Genomic DNA, 26,708 nt, shown 5'->3' with positions numbered 1-26,708 from the left:
ATGTCGTCTCCTCGCGGTTATGTTTTAACAAAGCCATCTTTTCTGACCGGCAACCAACAAGTCGACAGCCTGATCTACGGCACCTCCTGGCTGAGCCCTGACTTCGGTGGAGATATATTCGCGACACGACTGACTTACAGTTTCATCCAACCCGGCCAGTCGTATTTCACTGCTGATTACAGCCCCCACAACGAGTTCCTGAATAGTTTTGCCCTGACATCGGCCCAACAAAACGCCGTGACCGGTGCGCTTGGCGCCTGGAGCGCCGTGGCCAACGTCAAGTTCACTCTGGTCAATGACAACATCAACACCGTGGGCGACTTGCGATTCGGCGGCTATTGGGACATGGACGACGACGCCGCTGCCTGGGCCTACTTCCCCGACCGGACACCGGCGGGCGGGGATGTCTGGATCGGGCCGGAGACGAACAACGCTGCGCCCGTCAAAGGCACCTACGACTTCATGACGTTCGTGCATGAAATCGGTCATTCCCTGGGCCTCAAGCATCCATTCGAGTCGAGCCAATCCAACAGCACGCTGATCTCGCCCCTGCTCGATGATTCGCATTACACGATCATGAGCTACAACAATGCGTATTCCTATCAGCCGACGACACCGATGCTGCTGGATATTCTCGCTATCCAGAAGGTTTACGGCGCCAACATGCTTTGGCAAACCGGCAACAACGTCTATAGCTGGGCACCGGATCAATCAGTGTTCGAAACCATCTGGGATGCCGGCGGCAACGATACGATCGATGCCAGCAACCAGCAGGCGGCCGTCAGACTGAACCTGAATGAGGGCGAGTTCAGCAACATCGGCAAGGCATTCATCGACATTGCGAACCTGGAACTGATCAATGACGGGCTGACGATCGCCTTTGGCACCAAAATCGAAAATGCCACCGGTTCGGCCTTTGACGATGAGCTGATCGGTAATGCGCTGGGCAACGTTCTCGATGGCGGTGCCGGCCAAGACGTCATGATTGGCGGTGCAGGCAACGACGTTTACGTTGTGGATAACGTTAATGACGTGGTGGTGGAAACCAGCACCTCGCTAACCGAAATCGACACGGTCATGTCATCGATCAGCTACACCCTGGGCAGCACCAGCAATCTGGAGAACCTGACCCTCACCGGCAGCGATAATCTGGACGGTACCGGTAATGCGCTGAGCAACCGCCTCGCCGGCAACGCTGGCAATAACACGTTGGACGGCAGCCTCGGTGCCGACGTGATGATTGGTGGCTCCGGCAATGACACCTACATCGTCGACAACATCAAGGACGCAGTCACCGAAACCAGCACCCTGGCGAGCGAAATCGACACCGTGCGCTCCTCGATCAGTTGGACCCTCGGCGCCAACCTGGAAAACCTCACCCTCACCGGCAGCGATAACCTTACCGGTATCGGCAACGCCCTGAACAACGTGCTGACCGGCAACGCCGGCAACAACATCCTCAACGGCGCGGCCGGCCTGGACACGCTGATCGGCGGCGCCGGCGACGACACTTACGTCCTCGACCAGGCCGGCGAACTGGCGCTACTGCAGGACGACGTTGATCAAGGCAGCGACCTGCTGTACATCAACTACACCTCGACCCTGGCCGGCAGCACCGTCGATCTCAGCCAAAGCAACCTGCAAAACGTCGAAGATGTCACCGTCACCGGCCTCGGCAACTTCACCGTGATCGGCAACGACCTGAATAACATCCTGATCGGCAACAACTACGACAACACCCTGCTGGGTGGGGCCGGCAACGACTGGCTGGATGGCTGGGCCGGGGCTGACAAACTCAGTGGCGGCAGTGGCGATGACACCTATGTCATGTTCAACAATGGTGTACAAGTCACCGAACTGGCCGGCGAAGGCCACGACCTGATCAAGACAGCAGTGAGCCACTCTTTGGAAGCCAACGTCGAGGATGGCGAGCTGCTCGGATCTGCAGCGCTGAGCCTCACAGGTAATGAACTCGACAACAGCCTCACCGGCAACGCCGCCGCCAACATCCTCGACGGCCGGGGTGGGGCCGACACCCTGGACGGCGGTGCGGGCAATGACACCTACTACGTCGACAACATCGGCGACACGGTGATCGAACGCGGCACCTCGTTGAGCGAAATCGACACGGTCGCGTCGTCGATCAGCTACACCCTGGGCAGTAACGTCGAGAACCTGACCCTTATCAACTTCGACGACCTGAATGCTACCGGTAATGCCCTGAATAACCGCCTCGTCGGTAACTACGGCGACAACACCCTGGACGGAGGCCTTGGCGCCGACGTCATGATCGACGACCGCGGCAGCGACACCTACATCGTCGACAACCTCAAGGACGTGGTCATTGAGACCGGATTCTCGCTGTGGGATATCGACACCGTGCGCTCCTCGGTCAGCTGGACCCTCGGTGCCAACCTGGAAAACCTCACCCTGACCGGCAGCGACAACCTCAACGGCCTCGGCAATGCCCTGAACAACGTGCTGACCGGCAACAGCGGCAACAACATCCTCAACGGCGCGGCCGGCCTGGACACGCTGATCGGCGGCGCCGGCGACGACACCTACGTCCTCGACCAGGCCGGCGAACTGGCGCTGCTGCAGGAAACCGCCGATCAGGGCCGCGACCTGCTGAACATCAGCTACACCTCGACCCCGACCACCAGCACCGTCGACCTCAGCCAAAGCAACCTGCAGAACGTCGAAAACGTCACCGTCACCGGCCTCGGTGCCTTCACCGTGATCGGCAACGACCTGAACAACACCCTGCTCGGCAACGCCTACGTCAACACCCTGCAGGGCGGTGCCGGCGACGACTGGATGGATGGCGGCGCCGGGGGCGACACCCTCGTCGGCGGCAGTGGCGATGACACCTACATCATCGACAACGACGCCGACAAAATCACCGAACTGGCCGGCGAAGGCCGCGACCAGATCCGCACGACGGTGAGCTACATCCTGTCGGCCAACGTCGAAGACGGCGTGCTGTTGGGTACTGCGGCACTCAATATGATCGGCAACGAACTCGACAACAGCCTCACCGGCAACGCCGCCGCCAACACCCTCAATGGCGGTTCCGGCGCCGACACCCTGGACGGTGGCGCGGGCAACGACACCTACCTCGTCGACAACCTCGGCGACACGGTGATCGAACGCGGTACCTCGCTGACCGAGATCGACACGGTCGCGTCGTCGATCAGCTACACCCTGGGCAGCAACCTCGAGAACCTGACCCTCACCGGCGGCGATAATCTGGACGGTACCGGTAATGCGCTGAGCAACCGCCTGATCGGCAACAGCGGCAATAACGTGCTGGACGGCGGAAGCGGTGCCGACGTGATGATCGGCGGTTTCGGCAACGACACCTACAGCGTCGACAACCTCAAGGACGTGGTCGCCGAGACCAGTACCCTGGCGAGCGAAATCGACACCGTGCGCTCCTCGGTCAGCTGGACCCTGGGGGCCAACCTGGAAAACCTCACCCTCACCGGCAGCGACAACCTCAACGGCCTCGGCAATGCCCTGAACAACGTGCTGACCGGCAACAGCGGCAACAACATCCTCAACGGCGCGGCCGGCCTGGACACGCTGATCGGCGGCGCCGGCGACGACACCTACGTCCTCGACCAGGCCGGCGAACTGGCGCTGCTGCAGGAAACCGCCGATCAGGGCCGCGACCTGCTGAACATCAGCTACACCTCGACCCCGACCACCAGCACCGTCGACCTCAGCCAAAGCAACCTGCAGAACGTCGAAAACGTCACCGTCACCGGCCTCGGTGCCTTCACCGTGATCGGCAACGACCTGAACAACACCCTGCTCGGCAACGCCTACGTCAACACCCTGCAGGGCGGTGCCGGCGACGACTGGCTGGATGGCGGCGCCGGGGGCGACACCCTCGTCGGCGGCAGTGGCGATGACACCTACATCATCGACAACGACGCCGACAAAATCACCGAACTGACCGGCGAAGGCCGCGACCAGATCCGCACGACGGTGAGCTACATCCTGTCGGCCAACGTCGAAGATGGCGTGCTGTTGGGTACTGCGGCACTCAATATGATCGGCAACGAACTCGACAACAGCCTCACCGGCAACGCCGCCGCCAACACCCTCAATGGCGGGGCCGGTCAAGACCTCATGACTGGCGGTGCAGGCAACGACGTTTACGTTGTGGATAATGTTAATGACGTGGTGGTGGAAACCAGCACCTCGCTAACCGAAATCGACACGGTGCTGTCATCGATCAGCTACACCCTGGGCAGCACCAGCAATCTGGAATACCTGACCCTCACCGGCGGCGATAATCTGGACGGTACCGGTAATGCGCTGAGCAACCGCCTGATCGGCAACAGCGGCAATAACGTGCTGGACGGCGGAAGCGGTGCCGACGTGATGATCGGCGGCAGCGGCAATGACACCTACAGCGTCGACAACCTCAAGGACGTGGTCGCCGAGACCAGTACCCTGGCGAGCGAAATCGACACCGTGCGCTCCTCGGTCAGCTGGACCCTGGGGGCCAACCTGGAAAACCTCACCCTCACCGGCAGCGACAACCTCAACGGCCTCGGCAATGCCCTGAACAACGTGCTGACCGGCAACAGCGGCAACAACATCCTCAACGGCGCGGCCGGCCTGGACACGCTGATCGGCGGCGCCGGCGACGACACCTACGTCCTCGACCAGGCCGGCGAACTGGCGCTGCTGCAGGAAACCGCCGATCAGGGCCGCGACCTGCTGAACATCAGCTACACCTCGACCCCGACCACCAGCACCGTCGACCTCAGCCAAAGCAACCTGCAGAACGTCGAAAACGTCACCGTCACCGGTATCGGTGCCTTCACCGTGATCGGCAACGACCTGAACAACACCCTGCTCGGCAACGCCTACGTCAACACCCTGCAGGGCGGTGCCGGCGACGACTGGATGGATGGCGGCGCCGGGGGCGACACCCTCGTCGGCGGCAGTGGCGATGACACCTACATCATCGACAACGACGCCGACAAAATCACCGAACTGGCCGGCGAAGGCCGCGACCAGATCCGCACGACGGTGAGCTACATCCTGTCGGCCAACGTCGAAGACGGCGTGCTGCTGGGTACTGCGGCACTCAATATGATCGGCAACGAACTCGACAACAGCCTCACCGGCAACGCCGCCGCCAACACCCTCAATGGCGGGGCCGGCCAAGACCTCATGACTGGCGGTGCAGGCAACGACGTTTACGTTGTGGATAACGTGGGTGACGTGGTGGTGGAAACCAGCACCTCGCTAACCGAAATCGACACGGTGCTGTCATCGATCAGCTACACCCTGGGCAGCACTAGCAATCTGGAATACCTGACCCTCACCGGCGGCGATAATCTGGACGGTACCGGTAATGCGCTGAGCAACCGCCTGATCGGCAACAACGGCAACAACGTGCTGGACGGCGGAAGCGGCGTCGATGTGATGATCGGCGGTTTCGGCAACGACACCTACAGCGTCGACAACCTCAAGGACGTGGTCGCCGAGACCAGTACCCTGGCGAGCGAAATCGACACCGTGCGCTCCTCGGTCAGCTGGACCCTCGGTGCCAACCTGGAAAACCTCACCCTCACCGGCAGCGACAACCTCAACGGCCTCGGCAATGCCCTGAACAACGTGCTGACCGGCAACAGCGGCAGCAACATCCTCAACGGCGCGGCCGGCCTGGACACCATGATCGGCGGCGCCGGCGACGACACCTACGTCCTCGACCAGGCCGGCGAACTGGCGCTGCTGCAGGAAACCGCCGATCAGGGCCGCGACCTGCTGAACATCAGCTACACCTCGACCCCGACCACCAGCACCGTCGACCTCAGCCAAAGCAACCTGCAGAACGTCGAAAACGTCACCGTCACCGGCCTCGGTGCCTTCACCGTGATCGGCAACGACCTGAACAACACCCTGCTCGGCAACGCCTACGTCAACACCCTGCAGGGCGGTGCCGGCGACGACTGGCTGGATGGCGGCGCCGGGGGCGACACCCTCGTCGGCGGCAGTGGCGATGACACCTACATCATCGACAACGACGCCGACAAAATCACCGAACTGACCGGCGAAGGCCGCGACCAGATCCGCACGACGGTGAGCTACATCCTGTCGGCCAACGTCGAAGATGGCGTGCTGTTGGGTACTGCGGCACTCAATATGATCGGCAACGAACTCGACAACAGCCTCACCGGCAACGCCGCCGCCAACACCCTCAATGGCGGGGCCGGTCAAGACCTCATGACTGGCGGTGCAGGCAACGACGTTTACGTTGTGGATAATGTTAATGACGTGGTGGTGGAAACCAGCACCTCGCTAACCGAAATCGACACGGTGCTGTCATCGATCAGCTACACCCTGGGCAGCACCAGCAATCTGGAATACCTGACCCTCACCGGCGGCGATAATCTGGACGGTACCGGTAATGCGCTGAGCAACCGCCTGATCGGCAACAGCGGCAATAACGTGCTGGACGGCGGAAGCGGTGCCGACGTGATGATCGGCGGCAGCGGCAATGACACCTACAGCGTCGACAACCTCAAGGACGTGGTCGCCGAGACCAGTACCCTGGCGAGCGAAATCGACACCGTGCGCTCCTCGGTCAGCTGGACCCTGGGGGCCAACCTGGAAAACCTCACCCTCACCGGCAGCGACAACCTCAACGGCCTCGGCAATGCCCTGAACAACGTGCTGACCGGCAACAGCGGCAACAACATCCTCAACGGCGCGGCCGGCCTGGACACGCTGATCGGCGGCGCCGGCGACGACACCTACGTCCTCGACCAGGCCGGCGAACTGGCGCTGCTGCAGGAAACCGCCGATCAGGGCCGCGACCTGCTGAACATCAGCTACACCTCGACCCCGACCACCAGCACCGTCGACCTCAGCCAAAGCAACCTGCAGAACGTCGAAAACGTCACCGTCACCGGTATCGGTGCCTTCACCGTGATCGGCAACGACCTGAACAACACCCTGCTCGGCAACGCCTACGTCAACACCCTGCAGGGCGGTGCCGGCGACGACTGGATGGATGGCGGCGCCGGGGGCGACACCCTCGTCGGCGGCAGTGGCGATGACACCTACATCATCGACAACGACGCCGACAAAATCACCGAACTGGCCGGCGAAGGCCGCGACCAGATCCGCACGACGGTGAGCTACATCCTGTCGGCCAACGTCGAAGACGGCGTGCTGCTGGGTACTGCGGCACTCAATATGATCGGCAACGAACTCGACAACAGCCTCACCGGCAACGCCGCCGCCAACACCCTCAATGGCGGGGCCGGCCAAGACCTCATGACTGGCGGTGCAGGCAACGACGTTTACGTTGTGGATAACGTGGGTGACGTGGTGGTGGAAACCAGCACCTCGCTAACCGAAATCGACACGGTGCTGTCATCGATCAGCTACACCCTGGGCAGCACTAGCAATCTGGAATACCTGACCCTCACCGGCGGCGATAATCTGGACGGTACCGGTAATGCGCTGAGCAACCGCCTGATCGGCAACAACGGCAACAACGTGCTGGACGGCGGAAGCGGCGTCGATGTGATGATCGGCGGTTTCGGCAACGACACCTACAGCGTCGACAACCTCAAGGACGTGGTCGCCGAGACCAGTACCCTGGCGAGCGAAATCGACACCGTGCGCTCCTCGGTCAGCTGGACCCTCGGTGCCAACCTGGAAAACCTCACCCTCACCGGCAGCGACAACCTCAACGGCCTCGGCAATGCCCTGAACAACGTGCTGACCGGCAACAGCGGCAGCAACATCCTCAACGGCGCGGCCGGCCTGGACACCATGATCGGCGGCGCCGGCGACGACACCTACGTCCTCGACCAGGCCGGCGAACTGGCGCTGCTGCAGGAAACCGCCGATCAGGGCCGCGACCTGCTGAACATCAGCTACACCTCGACCCCGACCACCAGCACCGTCGACCTCAGCCAAAGCAACCTGCAGAACGTCGAAAACGTCACCGTCACCGGCCTCGGTGCCTTCACCGTGATCGGCAACGACCTGAACAACACCCTGCAAGGCAACGCCTACGTCAACACCCTGCAGGGCGGTGCCGGCGACGACTGGCTGGATGGCGGCGCCGGGGGCGACACCCTCGTCGGCGGCAGTGGCGATGACACCTACATCATCGACAACGACGCCGACAAAATCACCGAACTGACCGGCGAAGGCCGCGACCAGATCCGCACGACGGTGAGCTACATCCTGTCGGCCAACGTCGAAGATGGCGTGCTGTTGGGTACTGCGGCACTCAATATGATCGGCAACGAACTCGACAACAGCCTCACCGGCAACGCCGCCGCCAACACCCTCAATGGCGGGGCCGGTCAAGACCTCATGACTGGCGGTGCAGGCAACGACGTTTACGTTGTGGATAATGTTAATGACGTGGTGGTGGAAACCAGCACCTCGCTAACCGAAATCGACACGGTGCTGTCATCGATCAGCTACACCCTGGGCAGCAACGTCGAGAACCTGACCCTGACCGGCAACGACAACCTCACCGGTATCGGCAACGCCCTGAACAACGTGCTGATCGGCAACAACGGCAACAACGTGCTGGAGGGCGGAAGCGGCGTCGATGTGATGATCGGCGGTTTCGGCAACGACACCTACAGCGTCGATAACCTCAAGGACGTGGTCGCCGAGACCAGTACCCTGATATCTGAAGTCGACACCGTGCGCTCCTCGGTCAGCTGGACCCTGGGCGCCAACCTGGAAAACCTCACCCTCACCGGCAGCGACAACCTCAACGGCCTCGGCAATGCCCTGAACAACGTGCTGACCGGCAACGGCGGCAACAACATCCTCAACGGCGCGGCCGGCCTGGACACGCTGATCGGCGGCGCCGGCGACGACACCTACGTCCTCGACCAGGCCGGCGAACTGGCGCTGCTGCAGGAAACCGCCGATCAGGGCCGCGACCTGCTGAACATCAGCTACACCTCGACCCCGACCACCAGCACCGTCGACCTCAACCAAAGCAACCTGCAAAACGTCGAAAACGTCACCGTCACCGGTATCGGTGCCTTCACCGTGATCGGCAACGACCTGAACAACACCCTGCTCGGCAACGCCGCCGCCAACATCCTCGACGGCAAGGCCGGGGCCGACACCCTGGACGGTGGTGCCGGCAACGATACCTACCTCGTCGACAACCTCGGCGACACGGTGATCGAACGCGGCACCTCGCTGACCGAAATCGACACGGTCATGTCGTCGATCAGCTACACCCTGGGCAGCAACCTCGAGAACCTGACCCTCACCGGCAGCGACAACCTCGACGCCACCGGTAACGCCCTGGGCAACCGTCTGATCGGCAACAGCGGCAGCAACGTTCTGGAGGGCGGAACCGGTGCCGACCTGATGATCGGCGGCACCGGCAACGACACCTATATCGTCGACAACCTCCAGGACGCGGTCACCGAGACCAGTACCCTGGCGAGCGAAATCGACACCGTGCGCTCTTCGGTGAGCTGGACCCTGGGTGCCAATCTGGAAAACCTCACCCTCACCGGCAGCAACAACCTCAACGGTGTCGGCAACACCCTGAACAACGTTATCAACGGCAACGACGGCAATAACCTGCTCAATGGCGGGGCGGGCGACGACCTGCTCGACGGTGGTGTGGGCAATGACCTACTGGTGGGAGGCATGGGTGTAGACACCCTCACGGGCGGCTCTGGTGCCGACCGGTTTGTTTTCAATTTGCTCAGCGAGCTGGGTAAAGGGGCAACCAGCGACGTCATCACCGACTTCAGCAGCCTGCAGGGCGACAAGATCGACCTGTCGAAACTCGATGCCAATATGCTCACCTCTGCGTTCAACACCTTCACCTTCATTGACTCGAATGCGTTCACAGGATCAGGACAACTGCGTTTCGAAGATCATGTACTGTATGGCAACGTCAATGGCACGCTGGGTGCGGATTTCGAAATCCAGCTGGTAGGCGTGGACACCTTTAGTGCCAACGATCTGGTGGTATGACAAGGGCAATACAATGAAAAACGCCCCGACTTGTTCGGGGCGTTTTTCTTTAAGAGATGCCGTTGTCCCTCAGCTAAGACAACACCCCCAACTCCTTCGCCCGCGCCACCGCCTGCGTGCGCCGCTCAACCCCCAACTTACTGTTGATATGGCTGGCATGGGTCTTCACCGTATGCAGCGAAATGAACAACTGATCGCTGATTTCCTGGTTCGAACACCCTTGGGCGATCAGTTGCAAAACGGCCAGTTCACGCGTACTGAGTTGTTCCGCAGCAGGCGACGCCTCCAGCATCGGGCGGGAGACCAGAGCCAGAAGCTTTTCCGAGAGGCTCAGCGAAACGGCCGTTGGCGCACAGAGTTGAAGTTGCCCGCGCAGCCAGTCCGGGTGCTCGGCCAGCAATTGGTCGAACGGTTGCAGGACGCCACCGGCGGCCGCTTCCAACGCCTGGATCAGAGCCTTGCGGGCCTCGGGCTCGCGATCGCCCGCCAACAACAGCGTGATTGTCTGATTCAGCGCCATCACGCTGAGCATCTGCCGGTCGGTGCGCTGACCGTGTTCATGCAGCGCGTTCAAGCGCCCTTCGGCGAGCATGGGCTGGCCCTTCATCACGTCCAGCAACGCCTGTTGCAGTTCAATGTGCAGCGGCAGTTGCGGATGGAATTCCGGCGGTGCCGCCGGGTGCTCGCCGTTGTAGGTCTGGCCCAGTCGCGCAAGCCAGGGTTCGGCCAGATCGGTGCGGCCCTGGACCAGCCAGAGTTCGCATTTGACCAGGGTAATCATCGCCAGATAGTAAATCGGCGGGACGTCCCAGATGTGCATCAGCCGCTCGGCCTCGGCAAGTTCGGCGAAGGCTTTCGCGAATTCGCCGCTGTTGCCGTCCAGCCGGGCAATTACGCAGTGGCCGATCAGCACGCTGATGTCGCGACAGGCCCTGGCTTCCCCCAACCCCGCCAGCAAACGCGCCCGCGCGGCCTGGGGTTGCAAGCGCAGCGCCAGCAAAAAACCCTCGTACAAGGTCAAACGTGCGCGCACCGCATAAAGCCGTAGCGGGGATAAGCCTTGCAGGCGTTGCAGCCCCTGACGGACTTCATCCAGTGAACGAAGAATCTCCCCGCGCGCTTGCAACACGCGGGCGCGGTCGTAATGGGCCAGCGCCTCGAACAACGGGTTACCGACCCGTTGTGCCAGCTCAAGGGACTCACGATTCAACCCTCGTGCACGCCAGAGATCGCTGTCGGCAATGGCCAGGTTGGACAATGTCGAGAGGCACATCAGGCGCTGTCCATAGCGTTTGGCCGGCAGGCTTTCCAGCGCTTCGGTGCAATAGAGCAGCGTCAGCTCCCGATTGCCTCGCCCCCGGGCAATGATGCCGCTCAGGGCCAGCCATTGCGCCAGCATGGACTTTTGCGCCGTGGCCGATGGCGCCGGCAGGAAGCGGCTCAGGTGACTGGCCAGCTCCTCGGCGGCGTCCAGTTGACAGGCCAGCCCCAACGCCCAGCTGTAGAGCACGATCAACCGTGGCGTGCTGATCAGCAGGCTGTCGGGCAAGTCCATTTTCCAGCGCAGCAGCATGCCGACGTTCTGCTCGGCCAGCAGCTGTTCTTCAGAGAGGTTTTGTACCAGATTCGCTGCAACATCCAGGTGCCCGGCGCGCAACGCTTGCTCTACCGCTTCATCGAGTAATCCCTGGGTGTTGAACCAGCGGCAGGCACGCAGATGCAGGCTGGCTGTCGGCACCATCGCCTGGGCGCTGGGCCGGCTGCGCAGCAGGTCGGAAAACAGGTGGTGATAGCGATACCAGTGACCGTGTTCGTCCAGTGGCACCAGAAACACCTGATGCGCCAGCAGGAAACGCAGGATCTCGGCGCTGTCATGAGCTTCGCGCACGGCGTCGCACAGTTCGCTGCAAAAGCGCTCTTGTGGCGCGGTGTCGTACAGGAATGACTGCACCTCGGCGGGCAGGCAATCGATCACCTCTTCGAGCAGGTAATCACGAATCAGCCCTTCCCCGCCGTACAACGACTGGGGCAATGCGCCCTCGCTGCCCGCTTCGGAGGCCGCCAGCAGCCAGAAACGCAGCCCGGCCACCCAGCCTTCGCTGCGCTGGATCAAACTCTCCAGCGCCTCGCCACGCAATGAAATGCTGTGTCGATCAAGCAGGCTCAGAGCCTCATCGTGGGTCAGGCGCAGATCTTGCTCGTGCAGTTCGAGCAGTTGCCGCGACAACCGCAGACGCGCCAGGTGCCAGTCCGGACGCTGCCGGCTAGTAACCATGACCAGCAGGCCATCGGGTAAATGATTGAGAAAAAATTGCAGGCAACGATCAAGCACCGGGCCTTGGGCCAGATGGTAGTCATCGAGCACCAGCAGCAACGGCTTGCCGGGTGAAAGGTGCACCGCCAGCTCATCGAGCAAACCGTCCAGCCATTCTTCGAAAGCGAATGGCTGATGACGTTGGCGCATTTTCAGCAGCCCCAGCGCCTGGCTGCCCAACTGCGGGAAATACTCCTGAAGACCTTCGAGCAGGCGCTCAAGAAAACGGCCCGGATCGCTGTCCCGTGGACTTAACCCCAGCCACAGGCTTTGCCAATGCTCCGGTAAACCCTGACAAAACTCCACCGCCAATGAACTCTTGCCGAACCCCGCCGGAGCGCTGATCAGCAACAACCTGCCACCCAGACCTGCACTCAGGCGCTCGCACAGACGCCGCCGCAGCACATGGCCGTCGGGCAGCGGGGGTCGGAAAAAGCGCCCGCCCAGTGCCGCGACGGCAACGCTTTCAGGGCCCGGAAGTGGGGACAGATCAGTCATGGCCGGCTCTTGTTTGAAATACTGATGGCGGCGTTACAGATGTCCGCAGCCTAGCGGTAAACGAAGAGCTATTGAAGGTTATTGCTACAAATGGCTACAAAAAGACTACAACCAGAGATGTCCGGCTCATAACGCCTGAATGTCGGCAAAATGTTCGCAGCCGCTCCTGCACCGACCGAGTACACCCGCAACATCGCGGCGTACGCATAACCTGTAGGAGCTGCCGCAGGCTGCGATCTTTTGAAGGAAAAAAAAACGCCCCGAACCAGTCGGGGCGTTTTTTCGAGGATGCGGCCTCGGTTTACAACGTATTAGCGAACGCCTTCCTGACGCAACGCGGCCGGAGTGAAGTCGGCGGTGCTGGCGGTGAAGCCGAAGTTATACGCCGACTTCTCTTCGTTCTTCATGCCCAGTGCCAGGTAGCGGCCCGATTGCAGGTCGTACAAGGTTTCGAGGGCGTACCACGGCACTTGCTTGTCGTAGTAGTTCTCGGCGTGAGCCTCGGCGACGCGCCACAGTTGCCCGCGACCGTCGTAGTGGTCGACCACTGCCGCCTGCCAGGTGTCTTCGTCGATGTAGAAGTCACGTTTGGCGTAGATGTGACGCTGACCTTCCTTCAGGGTCGCGACCACATGCCAGACCCGACGCAGTTCATAGCGAGCCAGGTCCTGGTTGATGTGACCGGCCTTGATGATGTCGGCGTACTTCAGTTGTGGCGAATCGAGCTTGTAGCTGTCGGAGGCGATGTACATCTCTTTCTTGCCTTCGAGCTTCCAGTCATAGCGATCCGGCGCACCGTTGTACATGTCCAGGTTGTCGGAGGTACGCAGGCCATCGGCTGCGGTACCCGGTCCGTCATAGGACACTTGCGGCGCACGACGCACGCGGCGCTGCCCGGCGTTGTAGACCCACGCCGAACGCGGCTCTTTAACCTGATCGAGGGTTTCGTGCACCAGCAGCACACCACCGGCCAGACGCGCCGGCGCGGTCACTTTCTGCTTGAAGTAGAACAGGATGTTGCCCGGGTTTTTCGGGTCGTAATCCTTCATCTTGTCGCGGAACACGAACTGGTCCTCGAAGTACACCAGGCTGAACGAGCCGTTCGGCTGCGGCGTGGCCTGGGTTATCAGACGGGTCACACTGCCGCCGCGATAACGGGTGATATGGTTCCAGATGACTTCAACACCGCTTTTCGGAATCGGGAACGGGATCGCGGTTTCGAAGTTTTCCAGACCGTTGCCGCCGGACACCAGATTAGTGTTGGTGGCGTTCTTCTTGATCGAGGCAAACACCTCATCCGGCACGGTGGCACCGCGGTGGGACGGGTAGACCGGCATCTTGAAGGTTTCCGGGTAGCGCTTGAACATCGCGTACTGGCCCGGCGCGAGCTTGTCCTTGTACTGGTCGACGTTCTGCGCGGTGATGGTGAACTGCGGTTTTTCACTAGAGAACGGATCAGACAGAAAACCCTTGCTGTCCACGCTACCGGCGTTTTTCGGCATGGGTTTCCAGGCCGGGATCGAACCGTCGGCGTTACCCGCCATCTCGGCGCCCATCGGGGTCAGGCTCTTGCCCAGCTTGTCCGCTTCGGCCGCAGGGACCGCCGCCATCACACCGGTTGCCAGCAGCGACAGCCCCAGAACGCCAACGTGGAACAGACTCTTTGTTATTTTCATAAATGTGTTCGTCCTGAAAATACAGTGCTTAGAAGTTCACGCCGAAGCTGAGCGCAACGAAGTCGCGATCATCCACGGTGGTGTACTTGCCGTCGAAGAAGTTGGTGTACGCCAGGCTCGCGGTGTAGGTGTTCTGGTATTCGGCATCGACACCCAGGCTCACCGCTTTACGGCCTTCCTCGAAGTTGCCGCCAGGGCCAGGCGAGTAACCGCTTACGTCGTGGGACCAGGCCACGTTCGGCTTGAGGTTCACACCGGCGAACACGTCGTTGTAATCCCAGATGGCGCGACCGCGATAACCCCATGACATCGACGTTGTAAAGCCATCGTCCTCGCAGTTGCGGCTGCGGTTGTTGGTAGCAGCACCCGCGCCGGCACCGTTGATGGTACTGGTGTTAAGGATCGCCGAGCAGGTATTGAGGCCGCCAGTAGACGGCAGTTCACCAGGCCCGTAGACCGGGTCACGGCCGTAACGGACATCAGAGCTGCTTTCCAGACCGCCAACATGGGTCACGCCCACTTCGCCCACCAGGGTCAGACGGCTGGCGCCCATGACCTGATCGAAGAAGTGCGTCAGGGTGGTCTGGAACTGGGTGATTTCCTTGCGGCGATAGCCGTGCAGATCCTGACCCGGTACACCGGGGAGCAACGAAGCGTTGGTCAGGGCACCGCCCAATGGGCGCACGCCAGCGAACAGGATGTCAGTGGAGTTGAGCTGCACCGGCGCATTCGGACGGTAGCTGAGTTCACCACTCCACGCCGTACCGGTAGGCAGGGTGGTGGAAAAGCTCAAGCCGTAGAGGCGGATGTCTTCCGGGTACTCGACGAAGTATTCCGAGTTACCCGCGACCACCAGGGGTGCCAAAGCCCGAAGCGCCCCTGGCAATGCCGCTGCCCGGGCGTAGGCCGCCGCTGGAGCACCGGTGGCGCTGAAGATAGGCGCACGACTGTGATAATTCATGAAATAGGCACCGAACTCGGTGTCCAGCGGCTCGAACATGTATTTGAGGGACGCGCCCCACTGGCCGCTGTCCCGCGCATCGCGATCCGCACCACGGCGCACCAGTACACCTTCATCGTTTACGTCGACGCCCAGCCTGGTCAATGTAGGCAGGGCGGCGGCCGGAATGGTCGAGCGCTTGTTCAGTACGCGCAGATTGTCGGTGCAACCGTCGGCAATGATGTCCGGCTGGGAGAAGAAGGTGCCGCAGTTATCAACAACCGTCTGGTCCCATTCAAGCTGATAGAAGGCTTCGGCCGACAGGTTGTCGGTGAGGCTCTGGGACACGTAGAACATGTTGACCGGAATCAAGCCTTCCTTGACTTCGGCACCGGGACGACGGAACGCAGACACGTCGATCGGGTTGATCGAGTTGATGCCACCACCGATGAAAGTACTTTCACCCCAGCTCACCACCTGCTTGCCCAGACGCACGGAACCCGGCTGATCGGCAATGGCGTAGTTGTGGTAGACGAAGGCGTCGAGGATCTGACCGCCGGCGGACTTGGCGCCTTCCTTGCGATTTTCGTCGCTGATGTCCTTGAACTCGCGGCTTTCATCCTTGAGTTCAAAGTCGTACCAGTATTTGCCCCGGACGAAGACACCGGTATCACCGTATTTCAATTCAAGGTCATGGATACCCTTGAAGATCTTCGAAAAAGTTTCGCCGCTCTTGAAGTTGTTGTGACCGTCATCGGACGTCTGGGACAGGCCGTGGCCCCCGTTATTGACGCCGATAAGATTCTTGTTGGGGCTCTGAGTAGACCAACTGGCGCCGATCGACAGGGATGAGTCAAATTGACCTTCGATCTCACCGACGTTGAAACTGACGCCGAATGCAGGCCCGGCGAGCGAAGAGGCAAGACTGACCGCCAGGGGCAGTTTCGCCCGGCGCCAGAACTGGTTTACTGATGTCATCGACGCTACTCCATGTGCATTATTGTTATGGCTGAGTACTTTTAAAAACGTTGTGGGTGACCGGAAGCCAAGCGGTTCCGAAGTCACTCCAAAGTTGCATCGCCCCGTTTTGTGCGTGAGCTCCGTTCTTAAAAATCCTTGAGCGGACTATAGCCAGCAGGTAGTAGTGCTTGATCCCTCTAAAGTGTGATTTGCAGCTGCCGGCCACTCTGGAACAGTCCTTTCGCCAGTCCGACACATGTCGGCCCGGCAAGGATGGCTGAAAATTCGGATTTCACAAGTCAAGCGCTTGCTTGGTGGGTCTGGCGCGCCGTTTTCGGCGCGCCAGCGGACGCTTAAAGCGTCGAGAGGAAGGTACTGTTGTTAGCCTGCCATTCGGTGATGTCGACGCGGATGCGCTTCTTGTCGAGTTTGCCGACGCTGGTCTTGGGAATTTCAGTAACAATGGCGATCTGGCTCGGGATCGCCCACTTGCTCAGGTGCCCCTGTTCAACGAACGGCTTGAGGTGCTCCTTGAGTTCCTTGGCCCCGATCTCATGCCCTTCCCTGACGACCAACAGCGCAAACGGCCGCTCGCCCCACTGCGGATCGGCGATGCCCACCACTGCTACTTCGCGTACCGCAGGGTGGCGGCTGATCAGGTCTTCCAGGTCCAGGGAGGAGATCCACTCGCCGCCAGTCTTGATCACGTCCTTGATCCGGTCGCGAATGTCGATCACGCCCATGCTGTCCAGCGTCGCCACGTCGCCGGTGTGCAGCCAGCCCCCGGCCCAGAGCTCGGCGCCTTTCTGCGGCTCGTTGAAATAGCCCTCGGTGAGCCACGGCGCGCGCAGCACCAGTTCGCCCTGGGTCTCACCATCGGCAGGCAAGAAGTTGCCGTCGGTGTCGATGATCGCCGCTTCGACCAACGGCCCCGGTACACCGGCCTTGATCCGGTAAGTGGTGCGTTCGTCTTCGGTACCGGCCATCAACTCATCGTTGAGGTGCGCGCACGATACCAATGGCCCGGTTTCCGACATGCCGTAAGCGGCGGTCAACTGAATGCCCTTGGCTTTGGCCGCTTCATACAGCGCACGGTTGAGCGCACTGCCGCCGATGACGATTTTCCAGCCACCGAAATCGATGTTTTGCGCCGCCTTGGCATTGAGGACCATTTGCAGAATGGTCGGCACGCAGTGGGAAAAGCTCACCTTCTCCTTGCGCCACAGTTCCACCAGGTATTCGGGGTCATAACGACCGGGATAGACCTGCTTGAGCCCGAGCATGGTTGCCACATACGGCAAGCCCCAGGCATGCACATGGAACATCGGCGTGATCGGCATGTACACGTCGTTGGTGCCCAGCAAGCGCACGCTGTCGATGGAGCCCATGATGGTCGACACGCCCATGGTGTGCAGCACCAGTTGCCGATGGGTGAAATACACGCCTTTGGGGTTGCCGGTAGTGCCGGTGGTGTAGAACGTGGTGGCGACCGAGTTTTCGTCGAAGTCCTGGAAGTCGTACTGCGGGCTCGCGGCGGCCAGCAGTTGCTCGTACTCGCCGACAAGGTTCGGCAAATCGGCGGTCTTTTCCGGTAAGTCGGTCAGCAGCAGGGTTTTCTCCACCGTGGTCAGGTGCCCGGCAATCGCCTTGTACAACCCGACGAACTCGCTGTTGACCAGCACGAAGCGGTCCTCGGCGTGGTTCATGGTGTAGAGAATCTGTTCCGGCGACAGGCGCACGTTAATGGTGTGGATCACCGCGCCGATCATCGGGATGGCAAACATGCACTCCAGGTAGCGATGGCTGTCCCAGTCCATTACCGCCACGGTATCCCCGGCCTTCACGCCGGCCTCTGTCAGCACATTGGCCAGCCGCGCGACCCGCTCGATCAGGGTCGGATAGCTGTAGCGCAACTGATCGCGGTAGATGATCTCGCGAGTTTTTTCGTAACGGGCGCCGGACATCAGCAGCCGTTTAATCAACAGCGGATACTGGTAAGCGCCCTCGGCGGGAGGAATAACGCGAGTCTGCAACATAAGAGTCCCTTTTTGACTGCACAGTCTTGGCTGCTAAAGCTAAGCACTCTAGAGCCCTTGAACGCCAGCAAAATCAGCCAAAGGAATGATTTGCACAGCCGTACAAATGCTAGCCTTGCGCCAGCATTTGCAGGAATTCGTTAGCCGTTACGCCGTTTTTTCTACGGCAGCCTCGGATGGTGTCCGGGGGAAAACCACTGCAGCCACGAAGGTCAACGCCGCAAAACTTGCCAATATCAGGTAAAGGCCTACAAAACCTTGGCGCGGTTCGACGAACGAAATCAGCGGAATCGCGGTAGCACTGGCACCGAACGATAAACAGTAACGCAGCGCAAAGACTCGGGATTGCCATTGCGCCGCGACAAAGTTGGCGACCATCGCATCATTCACCGTGACCTGGCCAAACACCACGAACATGAACGCTGCGCCCAGCGCTATCACAGCCCATCCGTCGACATAGGCCAACCCGAACAACAGCGGCGCCTGGCACAACGTCAACACGATGAATGGCCATTTCAGACTGAAACGATGCAAGACCCGGCCGATGCTCAACTGCGCCACGGCGCCGAAGGCATACGCCAGGCTGACCACGACGCCAAGAGTTTGCGGTGAAGCAAACAAATCGTGCAGGCGCTCCTGAAACAGTTTCGGATAGGTCATGGTCGTGGCGTTGAACACCACACCGCCGGTCGCGGTGGCCAAGGCCAGTACGCCGAACACCATGAACATGGAAATCCGCTGGCCAGCCGCACCTTTGAGCGGCATGTGCGGACGCTTCGGGATCGGTTCTTCGCGCACCTGAAACGCGAAACCGATGCCCAGCACAATCGCCACCACGCCGGGCAAAATGAATGCCGAACGCCAGCCGAACTGCGCCACCAGCAGCCCGGTGATCAGCGCCGAAAACGCCACGCCGAGGTTGCCCCACATACCGTTGATACCGATTTCCCGGCCGCGATGCTGCGCGTAAGCCACCAGCATCGCGGTGCCCACCGGGTGATAGATCGCGGCGAAAACCCCGATCAGCGTCAGGCCGAGTACCAGCATCGGGGCGCTATTGCTCACGCCGGTAAAGATCGCCGAGGCGCCAATACCAAAAAAAAAACACCAGCATCATTTTCCGTCGGCTCCAGTGATCCCCCAGCCAACCGGCCGGCAATGAACAGGCGCCAAAGGCAATGAAACCGCCGAGGGACAGGCCAATCAGCGCGGCGTAGTCCAGCGCGAAGGCCTGGGTCATGCCGAGAATGGCGGCGGGAAAAATCAACATGAACATATGATCGATCACATGGGCTGCGTTGATGTAGCGGAGGACGTTTCTGGACTGGTTCATCGCGGCACGCTTTACGTTATAGAGAGCGGCTTATGCTAAGTTGGCGAAAAAGCGTATTTCTGACAATAAAGTCATTGGATCTGACATGTTAATCAGCCATTTCCTGCACGGACCGGTCAGCGCCTATCCGCGAGATTATATGGACGGTGCTCATCAGGAATTGCATCAACACCGAGAAGCGCAGTTGCTGTACGCCGTTTGCGGCACTATGCGAGTGGTCACGGCGCAAGGGGCCTGGGTCATTCCACCGACCCGAGCCGTGTGGATTCCGCCCTTGGTGGCGCATGAGATTTTCATGTCGGGCGAGGTGCGCATGCGTTCGCTGTTCATTGCCGCCGAACTGTCGCCGCCAACTCTGCAACAGTGCTGCGTGCTGGCCGTCACGCCATTGCTGCGCGAGCTGATCCTGCGCGCGGTGAAAGGTCCGCAACACGCGGAAAACTCATTGATTCAGAGGCTGATGCTCGAAGAGATCGCCAGCCTGGAAAACCTTCCGCTACACATTCCGATGCCCGAGGACCGACGCCTGCTGGGCATCTGCCTGGCGCTACTGCGCACACCAGACCATTCCAATACCCTGGAAGACTGGGCACAGCAGGTCGGCGCCAGTTCTCGAACCTTGGCGCGGCTGTTCCAACAACAACTGAAGATGAATTTCAATGCCTGGCGTCAACAACTGCGCCTGATGGAAGCCCTGCCGCGCCTGCTCGCCGGGGAAAGCGTGCAGAGCGTGGCGTGTGATCTGGGTTACGGCAGTGCTCGGGCGTTCAGCGCGATGTTTCGCCGTTTACTCGGAGAAAACCCTCGGGAATACCTGAACGCGTTGAACAAATTGAGCGAGCTCAATCCCCCGTAGGTGCTCAGCGCGATCAATGCATCTCGGTGAACGCGAGTTTCACGCCGATGGCGATCAGTACCGCGCCCATGGTCCGGTCGAACCAGTGGCCCATGCGGGCGAAACCGGCGCGTACGCGCTGTTGGCTGAACAGCATCGCCACCAGGCAGAACCAGACCGCTGTCGCCGCCGCCAGATAAATCCCATAGCCGGCCTGTACCGCCAGTGGCGTGTGCGGGTTGATCACCACGGTGAACAGCGACAGAAAAAACAGCGTGGCTTTCGGGTTCAAGCCATTGGTCACGAAACCCGAAGTGAAAGCGCCCCGTGCGGTGCGTTCGCCGGCTTCCTGGCGCAGATCGTCAGCCACCGGTTTGGCCGGTTGCGCGCGCAAGGCCTTGAAGCCTATGTACAGCAGGTACGCGGCGGCCGCCCATTTCAGGGCGTTGAACAGCACGATCGATTGAGACACGATCAGCCCGATGCCCAGCAGCGAATAACCGACGTGCAGGAAAATCGCCGAACCGACGCCCAGTGCCGTCCAGGTCCCGGCACGGCGACCGTGGGTCACGCTCTCACGCACCACCACGGCGAAATCCGGTCCGGGGCTGGCGACGGCCAGCAGGTGAATCAGGGCAACGGTCAAGAACTCTGTCCAGTACATGGGGGCTCCTTTTGGGCCAGCGTAACTGTTTGTTTCATCTGGTAGGCTCGGCAGATTACGCCTTCAGTTCAATGCACAAAAGGTACAGTTGATGACGAACCCTCGCCGCGCCGTTTTCCTTGACCATCCATCCCTGGACCTCGGCGATCTCGATCTCAGCCCGCTACACGAGTGCTTCAGCGACTTGCAGCTGTACGCACAAACCACGCCAGAACAGGTGATCGAACGCCTCAAGGGCGCCACCGTCGCCATCAGCAACAAAATCCTGATCGATGCGGCGGCCATGGCGGCCAGCCCCGAATTGAAGCTGATCCTGATCACCGCTACCGGCACCAACAACGTCGACCTCGCCGCCGCCCGCGCTCACGGGATTACCGTTTGCAACTGCCAGGGTTACGGCACGCCGTCGGTGGCTCAGCACACGATCATGTTGTTGCTGAATTTGGCGACGCGCCTGGCCGATTATCAGAAAGCTGTCGCCGAAGGTCGCTGGCAACAGGCGAAACAGTTCTGCCTGCTGGATTACCCGATTGTCGAACTGCAAGGCAAAACCCTCGGTCTGCTTGGCCACGGTGAACTGGGCAGCGCCGTGGCGCGGTTGGCCGAGGCGTTCGGCATGCGCGTATTGCCGGGGCAGATTCCAGGACGCCCTGCCCGGCCGGATCGCTTGCCGCTGAATGAACTGCTGCCGCAAATCGACGCGCTGACCCTGCACTGCCCACTCAACGAATACACTCGGCACTTCATCGGTGCCCGTGAACTGGCCTCGATGAAACCCGGTGCTTTCGTGGTCAACACCGCGCGCGGCGGCTTGATTGACGAGCAGGCCTTGGCCGACGCCCTGCGCAACGGTCATCTGGGCGGCGCGGCCACCGACGTGTTGAGTGTCGAACCACCCATCGCGGGCAATCCGCTGTTGGCCCAGGACATTCCACGGCTGATCGTCACCCCGCACAACGCCTGGGGCAGTCGCGAGGCGCGGCAACGAATCGTTGGCCAGTTGACCGAAAACGCTCAGGCTTATTTCAGCGGTAAAGCGCTGCGGGTCGTCAGTTGATAAACTGCGGCACTTTTTTTCAAGGAGCAGAGTATGGATCCGCGCAGTGAAGTACTGCTTCGTCAGGCCGAGTTATTCCAGGGTTCGGTGCTGCTGGCCGGTTTGCCCGCCGATGATTTGCTGGGCCGCTTGCCCGATGCCCACGGCTGGTGCTGGCACGCCGGTGATCAAGCAGCACTGGACGCCCGTTTCGCCGAGCGCAGCCATTTTGGCGTGAACGCACCGGCGCGTGAATTCGACAGCGCCGTGGTGTTTCTGCCCAAGTCCAAGGACCTGACCGACTACATCCTCAACGCCCTTGCCTCTCGTCTGGCCGGTCGCGAGTTGTATCTGGTAGGCGAAAAACGCAGCGGTATCGAAGGCGCGGCCAAGCAGCTGAACCCCTTCGGTAAACCACGCAAACTCGACAGCGCACGGCATTGCCAGCTCTGGCAGGTCACCGTGGCCAATGCGCCAGAAGCCAAATCACTGGAAAGCCTGGCCCAGACCTACGAACTGCCGTTGGCCGAAGGGCCGTTGAAAGTCATCAGCCTGCCGGGTGTGTTCAGCCACGGTCGACTGGATCACGGCAGCGCCCTGCTGCTGGAACATCTGGACAAACTGCCCAGCGGCCACCTGCTGGACTTCGGTTGCGGCGCTGGCGTGTTGGGGGCGGCGGTCAAGCGGCGTTATCCGCACAACCAGGTCACTCTGCTCGATGTGGACGCGTTTGCCGCCGCCAGCAGTCGCCTTACCCTGGCCGCCAACGGCCTGGAAGCGGAGGTGATGACCGGTGATGGCATCGATGCCGCGCCCATGGGGTTAAGCGCAATTCTGAGTAACCCTCCGTTCCATGTCGGCGTACACACCGATTACTTCGCTACAGAGAACTTGCTGCGAAAAGCGGCAAAACATCTGAAAAACGGCGGCGAACTTCGGTTGGTAGCGAACAGTTTCCTGAAGTATCAACCGCTGATCGAAGAGCACTTGGGCGCGTGTGCGATCAAGGCTGAAGGACAGGGTTTCCGAATCTACCGGGCCAAGCGCGGCTGAAAACGCTTTTGAAAAAGAGGACTTGCCCAATCGGATTTGCCTAGGCAGAATCCGCTCCGTCCTAGGGGAGTAGTCTCCCACGAGCGCCATGCTCGTCCGGCATACGTCAACATACTTGGTCCTCAGACCATGGCGTATGCGACCCAAGCGTCCGCACCAGACGGATCGCAGGGTTTGACAAGACCTATGACACGAACACCTTACCCGGGGCGGGAAGGCTGTACGTGTCATAGCCGTGTCGACCCGCCCCTTAGGAAAACCCTGATGCTGGATTCACTTCTCGTTCCCACCGCAATCGTTGCCTTGGCCGAAATCGGCGACAAGACGCAACTGCTCGCGCTCATTCTCGCCGCACGCTTTCGCAAACCCTGGCCGATCATCGCCGGCATCGTCGCCGCGACCCTGGCCAACCACGCGGCAGCCGGTGCGGTAGGCGCCTGGTTTGGCAGTTTCTTCTCGAATGCGACGTTGCACTGGATCCTCGCCGCCAGCTTCGCCGCCACCGCGCTGTGGACCCTGGTGCCGGACAAGATGGATGAGGACGAAGCCAGCACCGCCCGCAAGTTCGGGCCGTTCCTGACCACGCTGATTGCGTTCTTCCTGGCGGAGATGGGCGACAAGACCCAAGTCGCTACCGTGATGCTCGCCGCGCAATACCCGGATCTATGGCTGGTGATCATCGGCACCACTGCCGGGATGTTGATTGCCAACGTGCCGGTGGTACTGGCGGGTAACTTTGCGGCGGAAAAACTGCCTCTGACGTTGATCCGTCGCCTGGCAGCGTCGGCGTTCTTCATCCTGGCGATTGTCGCGGTGTACAAGGCGATGCAGAGCAGTGGGTGGGTTTGACGCGGTAGCTCGGTAGACCGCGTTATCGTTCATCGCGAGCAGGCTCGCTCCCACAGTTGATCGCATTTCAATGTGGGAGCGAGCCTGCTCGCGATGGCGTCAGCAGCCTAAATACATGGCTCAGGATTTCGGTGCTTTCTCGTACAACGGCATCACTTTCGGAATCGCCGCCTGCAACGACGCAATCCGACTGGTCGACGCTGGGTGAGTGCTCAAGAACTCTGGCGGTGCGCCATTCGAGGCTTTGCTCATCTTGTTCCACAAGGTGATCGCGGCGTTCGGGTTGTACCCGGCGCGGGCCGCCAGCTCAAGGCCGATCAAGTCCGCTTCGTTTTCATTCTCGCGACTGTTGGGCAAAGTCATGCCGTATTTGGCCACGGTGTCCGCCAGGGCCAGGCTGTCCTGGCCCAGACCGAGCAACGCACCCGCGCCCTGCTTGGCCATTTCGATACCGTAAGCCTTGGACATCGCTTCACGACCGTGCTCACGCAAGGCGTGAGCGATTTCATGGCCGATGATGGCGGCGATTTCGTCGTCGGTGAGTTGTAGGGTGTCGATCAGCCCGGTATAGAAAATGATCTTGCCGCCAGGCCCGCAGTTGGCGTTGAGTTCGTCGCTCTTGATCAGGTTCACTTCCCATTGCCACTGGGCCGAATCTGGACGGAACACCGGCGCCTGAGCAATCAGACGATTGGAGATTGCCTGCACGCGCTTCGCATCGTTACTGGTTTTGTCCAGCACGCCCTTGGTGCTCGCCTCCCCGACGGTCTGTTGATAAGACTGGGCGTACATCTGGTTGACCTCGGAGGTCGACAACATACTGAACATGTATTGCTTGCGTTCAACACCCACGGCGCCACCGCTGGTGGTGTTGACCGACTGACAACCGGCGAGCAGCAGACCTGCGCTCAGTGCACACAATACCAATGTCTTATTCATCAAGAAGCTCCCTGGAAACATGTCGCGTATCCTAGGTGGTGATTTGTATCGGCGCCAGATACAACGAACGTGTAGCACATACTTTTCAGACAAAACCTCGATCACCGTAGGAAAAAATTCACACAACAGCGCCCGCCATGGCCGATCACGGTCAGCAATGATTCATTTACGACATCCAGCACTCCAAAACTGCCAATTCGTCACACCGCGCTCATGATCCTCCTGACCCTTGCCGATACCGCTCTGCAGACGTTCTCTTGCGTGCGGAGCACCCATGAAATTCAAGTCGATCCAGTTTTCCGTTGCCGCCCTGGCCGGCGCCATCGTTCTTAGTGTCGTCGCAGCCCTGGTGCTGTACGCGCTGTTTTCCGGTGCCCGGACCCAAGACATGGTCCAGCAACGGACTCAGGCGCAGTTCGAGCAAGTCATCGAACAACGCCTGACGTCGCTGGCGCAAACCCAGGTCAGCCAGATCCAGCGCGAACTCGAAGCACCGCTGCTGATTGCCGGCGGCCTTGTGCGGGTCAATGCGCTGATCGGCACCCCGGGCGCCGACGGTCAACCGCAACTGAGCCTGAGCCGTGAGCAATTGATCAGCCTGATCAAGGAAAACGTCGCCCGGAATCCGAAAATTCTCGGCACCTACATCGGCTGGGAAAAAAACGCACTCGACCATAACGATGCAGCCTACGTTGACACCCCAGTGGTTGGTATTGATGCCAGCAACGGACGCTTTCTGCCGTGGTGGTTCCGCAACGAAGACGGCAGCCTGGGCCTGGACAAACTGGTGGACGTCGACGACCAGAAAACCCTGTCCACCGGCGTGCGCGCCAGCGAGTACTACCTGTGCTCCAAGGAAACCAAAAAATCCTGCGTGATCGATCCGGCGCCCTACAAGGTCGGCGACAAGATCGTCATGCTCGCGTCCTTCATTGAACCGATCATGCTCAACGGCGCGTTCCAGGGCATCGTCGGCGCCGACCTGTCAGTGAACTTCATCCAGGAAATGCTCCTGGGGGAGAATCAGAAACTGTACAGCGGCGCCGGAGAAATGGCCTTGATCGGCGGTAACGGCCGGATCGTCGCCTACACCAAAGATCCGAGCAAATTCGGCGAAAAGGTCAGCGATATCCTCGACAGCAAGCAGATTGCCAACATGGCCAATCTCAAACGCGGCGAAGTGACTTACACCGTCGACAAGGCCCAGGGCCGGATCGAGTTGTACCTGCCATTCGGCATCGGCCAGACCGACGCCCGCTGGACCTTGATGCTGCAACTGCCGCTGAACGCGGTGATGGCCGACCTGCAAAAACTTCAGGGCGATCTGGATGCGCAGCGCAAATCCGACACCTTTGGCATGGCCATGGTCGGCCTGCTGATCGCCGGTATCGGTTTGTTGGTGATCTGGCTGGTGGGTCATGGCATCGCCCGGCCGCTGAAGCAGATGGTCACCATGCTCGATGACATCGCCCAGGGCGAAGGTGACCTGACCCGCCGCCTGACCAGCGACCGCAGCGACGAATTGGGCTCGATCGCCAAGGGCTTCAATACGTTCCTGGCGAAG

General features: G+C 60.6%; 11 protein-coding genes, 2 pseudogenes and 1 riboswitch. Of the genes and pseudogenes, 6 read left to right on the top strand and 7 right to left on the bottom strand.

Annotated features, from left to right (window positions below; translation table 11 throughout):
- Positions 1-10,011, top strand: a complete 10,011-nt coding sequence (locus LOY38_RS05380) for a M10 family metallopeptidase C-terminal domain-containing protein (protein WP_258699129.1) — start codon at positions 1-3, stop codon at positions 10,009-10,011.
- Between the two features lie 73 nt (positions 10,012-10,084).
- Here the strand turns inward: LOY38_RS05380 and LOY38_RS05375 are convergent, their stop codons facing one another.
- From LOY38_RS05375 to LOY38_RS05355, 5 genes and pseudogenes are all read right to left on the bottom strand, one after another.
- Positions 10,085-12,823 (bottom strand): LuxR C-terminal-related transcriptional regulator, encoded by a 2,739-nt coding sequence (locus LOY38_RS05375; protein ID WP_258699128.1) that lies wholly within the window; start codon positions 12,821-12,823, stop codon positions 10,085-10,087.
- 311 nt (positions 12,824-13,134) lie between these two features.
- Positions 13,135-14,499 carry a DUF1329 domain-containing protein gene (locus LOY38_RS05370; RefSeq protein WP_258699127.1) on the bottom strand — a complete coding sequence of 455 codons (1,365 nt, stop codon included), beginning with the start codon at positions 14,497-14,499 and terminating at the stop codon, positions 13,135-13,137.
- Between the two features lie 28 nt (positions 14,500-14,527).
- Complete coding sequence (locus LOY38_RS05365) at positions 14,528-16,417, bottom strand: DUF1302 domain-containing protein (RefSeq protein WP_258699126.1); 1,890 nt, start codon at positions 16,415-16,417, stop codon at positions 14,528-14,530.
- Positions 16,418-16,752: 335 nt separating this feature from the next.
- Positions 16,753-18,435 (bottom strand): fatty acid--CoA ligase, encoded by a 1,683-nt coding sequence (locus tag LOY38_RS05360; protein WP_258699125.1) that lies wholly within the window; start codon positions 18,433-18,435, stop codon positions 16,753-16,755.
- A gap of 147 nt (positions 18,436-18,582) precedes the next feature.
- Positions 18,583-19,768 (bottom strand): annotated as a pseudogene (locus LOY38_RS05355) (MFS transporter).
- Positions 19,769-19,853: 85 nt separating this feature from the next.
- On the opposite strand from LOY38_RS05355, the gene LOY38_RS05350 reads away from it, so the two are divergent.
- Positions 19,854-20,624 carry a helix-turn-helix domain-containing protein gene (locus LOY38_RS05350; RefSeq protein WP_223488073.1) on the top strand — a complete coding sequence of 257 codons (771 nt, stop codon included), beginning with the start codon at positions 19,854-19,856 and terminating at the stop codon, positions 20,622-20,624.
- Between the two features lie 13 nt (positions 20,625-20,637).
- On the opposite strand, the gene LOY38_RS05345 is transcribed toward LOY38_RS05350, so the two are convergent.
- On the bottom strand, positions 20,638-21,267 hold the full coding sequence (locus LOY38_RS05345; protein ID WP_258699124.1) for a LysE family translocator: 630 nt from the start codon (positions 21,265-21,267) through the stop codon (positions 20,638-20,640).
- A gap of 91 nt (positions 21,268-21,358) precedes the next feature.
- Between LOY38_RS05345 and LOY38_RS05340 the strand changes: the two genes are divergently transcribed.
- The 3 genes from LOY38_RS05340 to LOY38_RS05330 all read left to right on the top strand — a co-directional run bounded on the left by LOY38_RS05340 (position 21,359) and on the right by LOY38_RS05330 (position 24,205).
- Positions 21,359-22,324 carry a 2-hydroxyacid dehydrogenase gene (locus tag LOY38_RS05340; RefSeq protein ID WP_258699123.1) on the top strand — a complete coding sequence of 322 codons (966 nt, stop codon included), beginning with the start codon at positions 21,359-21,361 and terminating at the stop codon, positions 22,322-22,324.
- 33 nt (positions 22,325-22,357) lie between these two features.
- Positions 22,358-23,356 carry a class I SAM-dependent methyltransferase gene (locus tag LOY38_RS05335; RefSeq protein ID WP_258699122.1) on the top strand — a complete coding sequence of 333 codons (999 nt, stop codon included), beginning with the start codon at positions 22,358-22,360 and terminating at the stop codon, positions 23,354-23,356.
- A 52-nt stretch (positions 23,357-23,408) separates the two neighbouring features.
- Positions 23,409-23,531, top strand: a riboswitch (yybP-ykoY riboswitch).
- 89 nt (positions 23,532-23,620) lie between these two features.
- Positions 23,621-24,205: a TMEM165/GDT1 family protein gene (locus LOY38_RS05330; protein ID WP_205889759.1), complete on the top strand. Its 585-nt coding sequence runs from the start codon at positions 23,621-23,623 to the stop codon at positions 24,203-24,205.
- Positions 24,206-24,325: 120 nt separating this feature from the next.
- On the opposite strand, the gene LOY38_RS05325 is transcribed toward LOY38_RS05330, so the two are convergent.
- Positions 24,326-25,144: a M48 family metallopeptidase gene (locus LOY38_RS05325; protein WP_258699121.1), complete on the bottom strand. Its 819-nt coding sequence runs from the start codon at positions 25,142-25,144 to the stop codon at positions 24,326-24,328.
- 274 nt (positions 25,145-25,418) lie between these two features.
- On the opposite strand from LOY38_RS05325, the pseudogene LOY38_RS30265 reads away from it, so the two are divergent.
- Positions 25,419-26,705 (top strand): annotated as a pseudogene (locus tag LOY38_RS30265) (HAMP domain-containing protein); the annotation flags it as partial.
- Positions 26,706-26,708: the final 3 nt, after the last annotated feature.

The sequence above is a fragment of the Pseudomonas sp. B21-015 genome (genome assembly GCF_024749285.1).
In the GTDB taxonomy this organism is placed as follows: domain Bacteria; phylum Pseudomonadota; class Gammaproteobacteria; order Pseudomonadales; family Pseudomonadaceae; genus Aquipseudomonas.
This window is presented reverse-complemented; position numbering and strand designations above follow the sequence as displayed.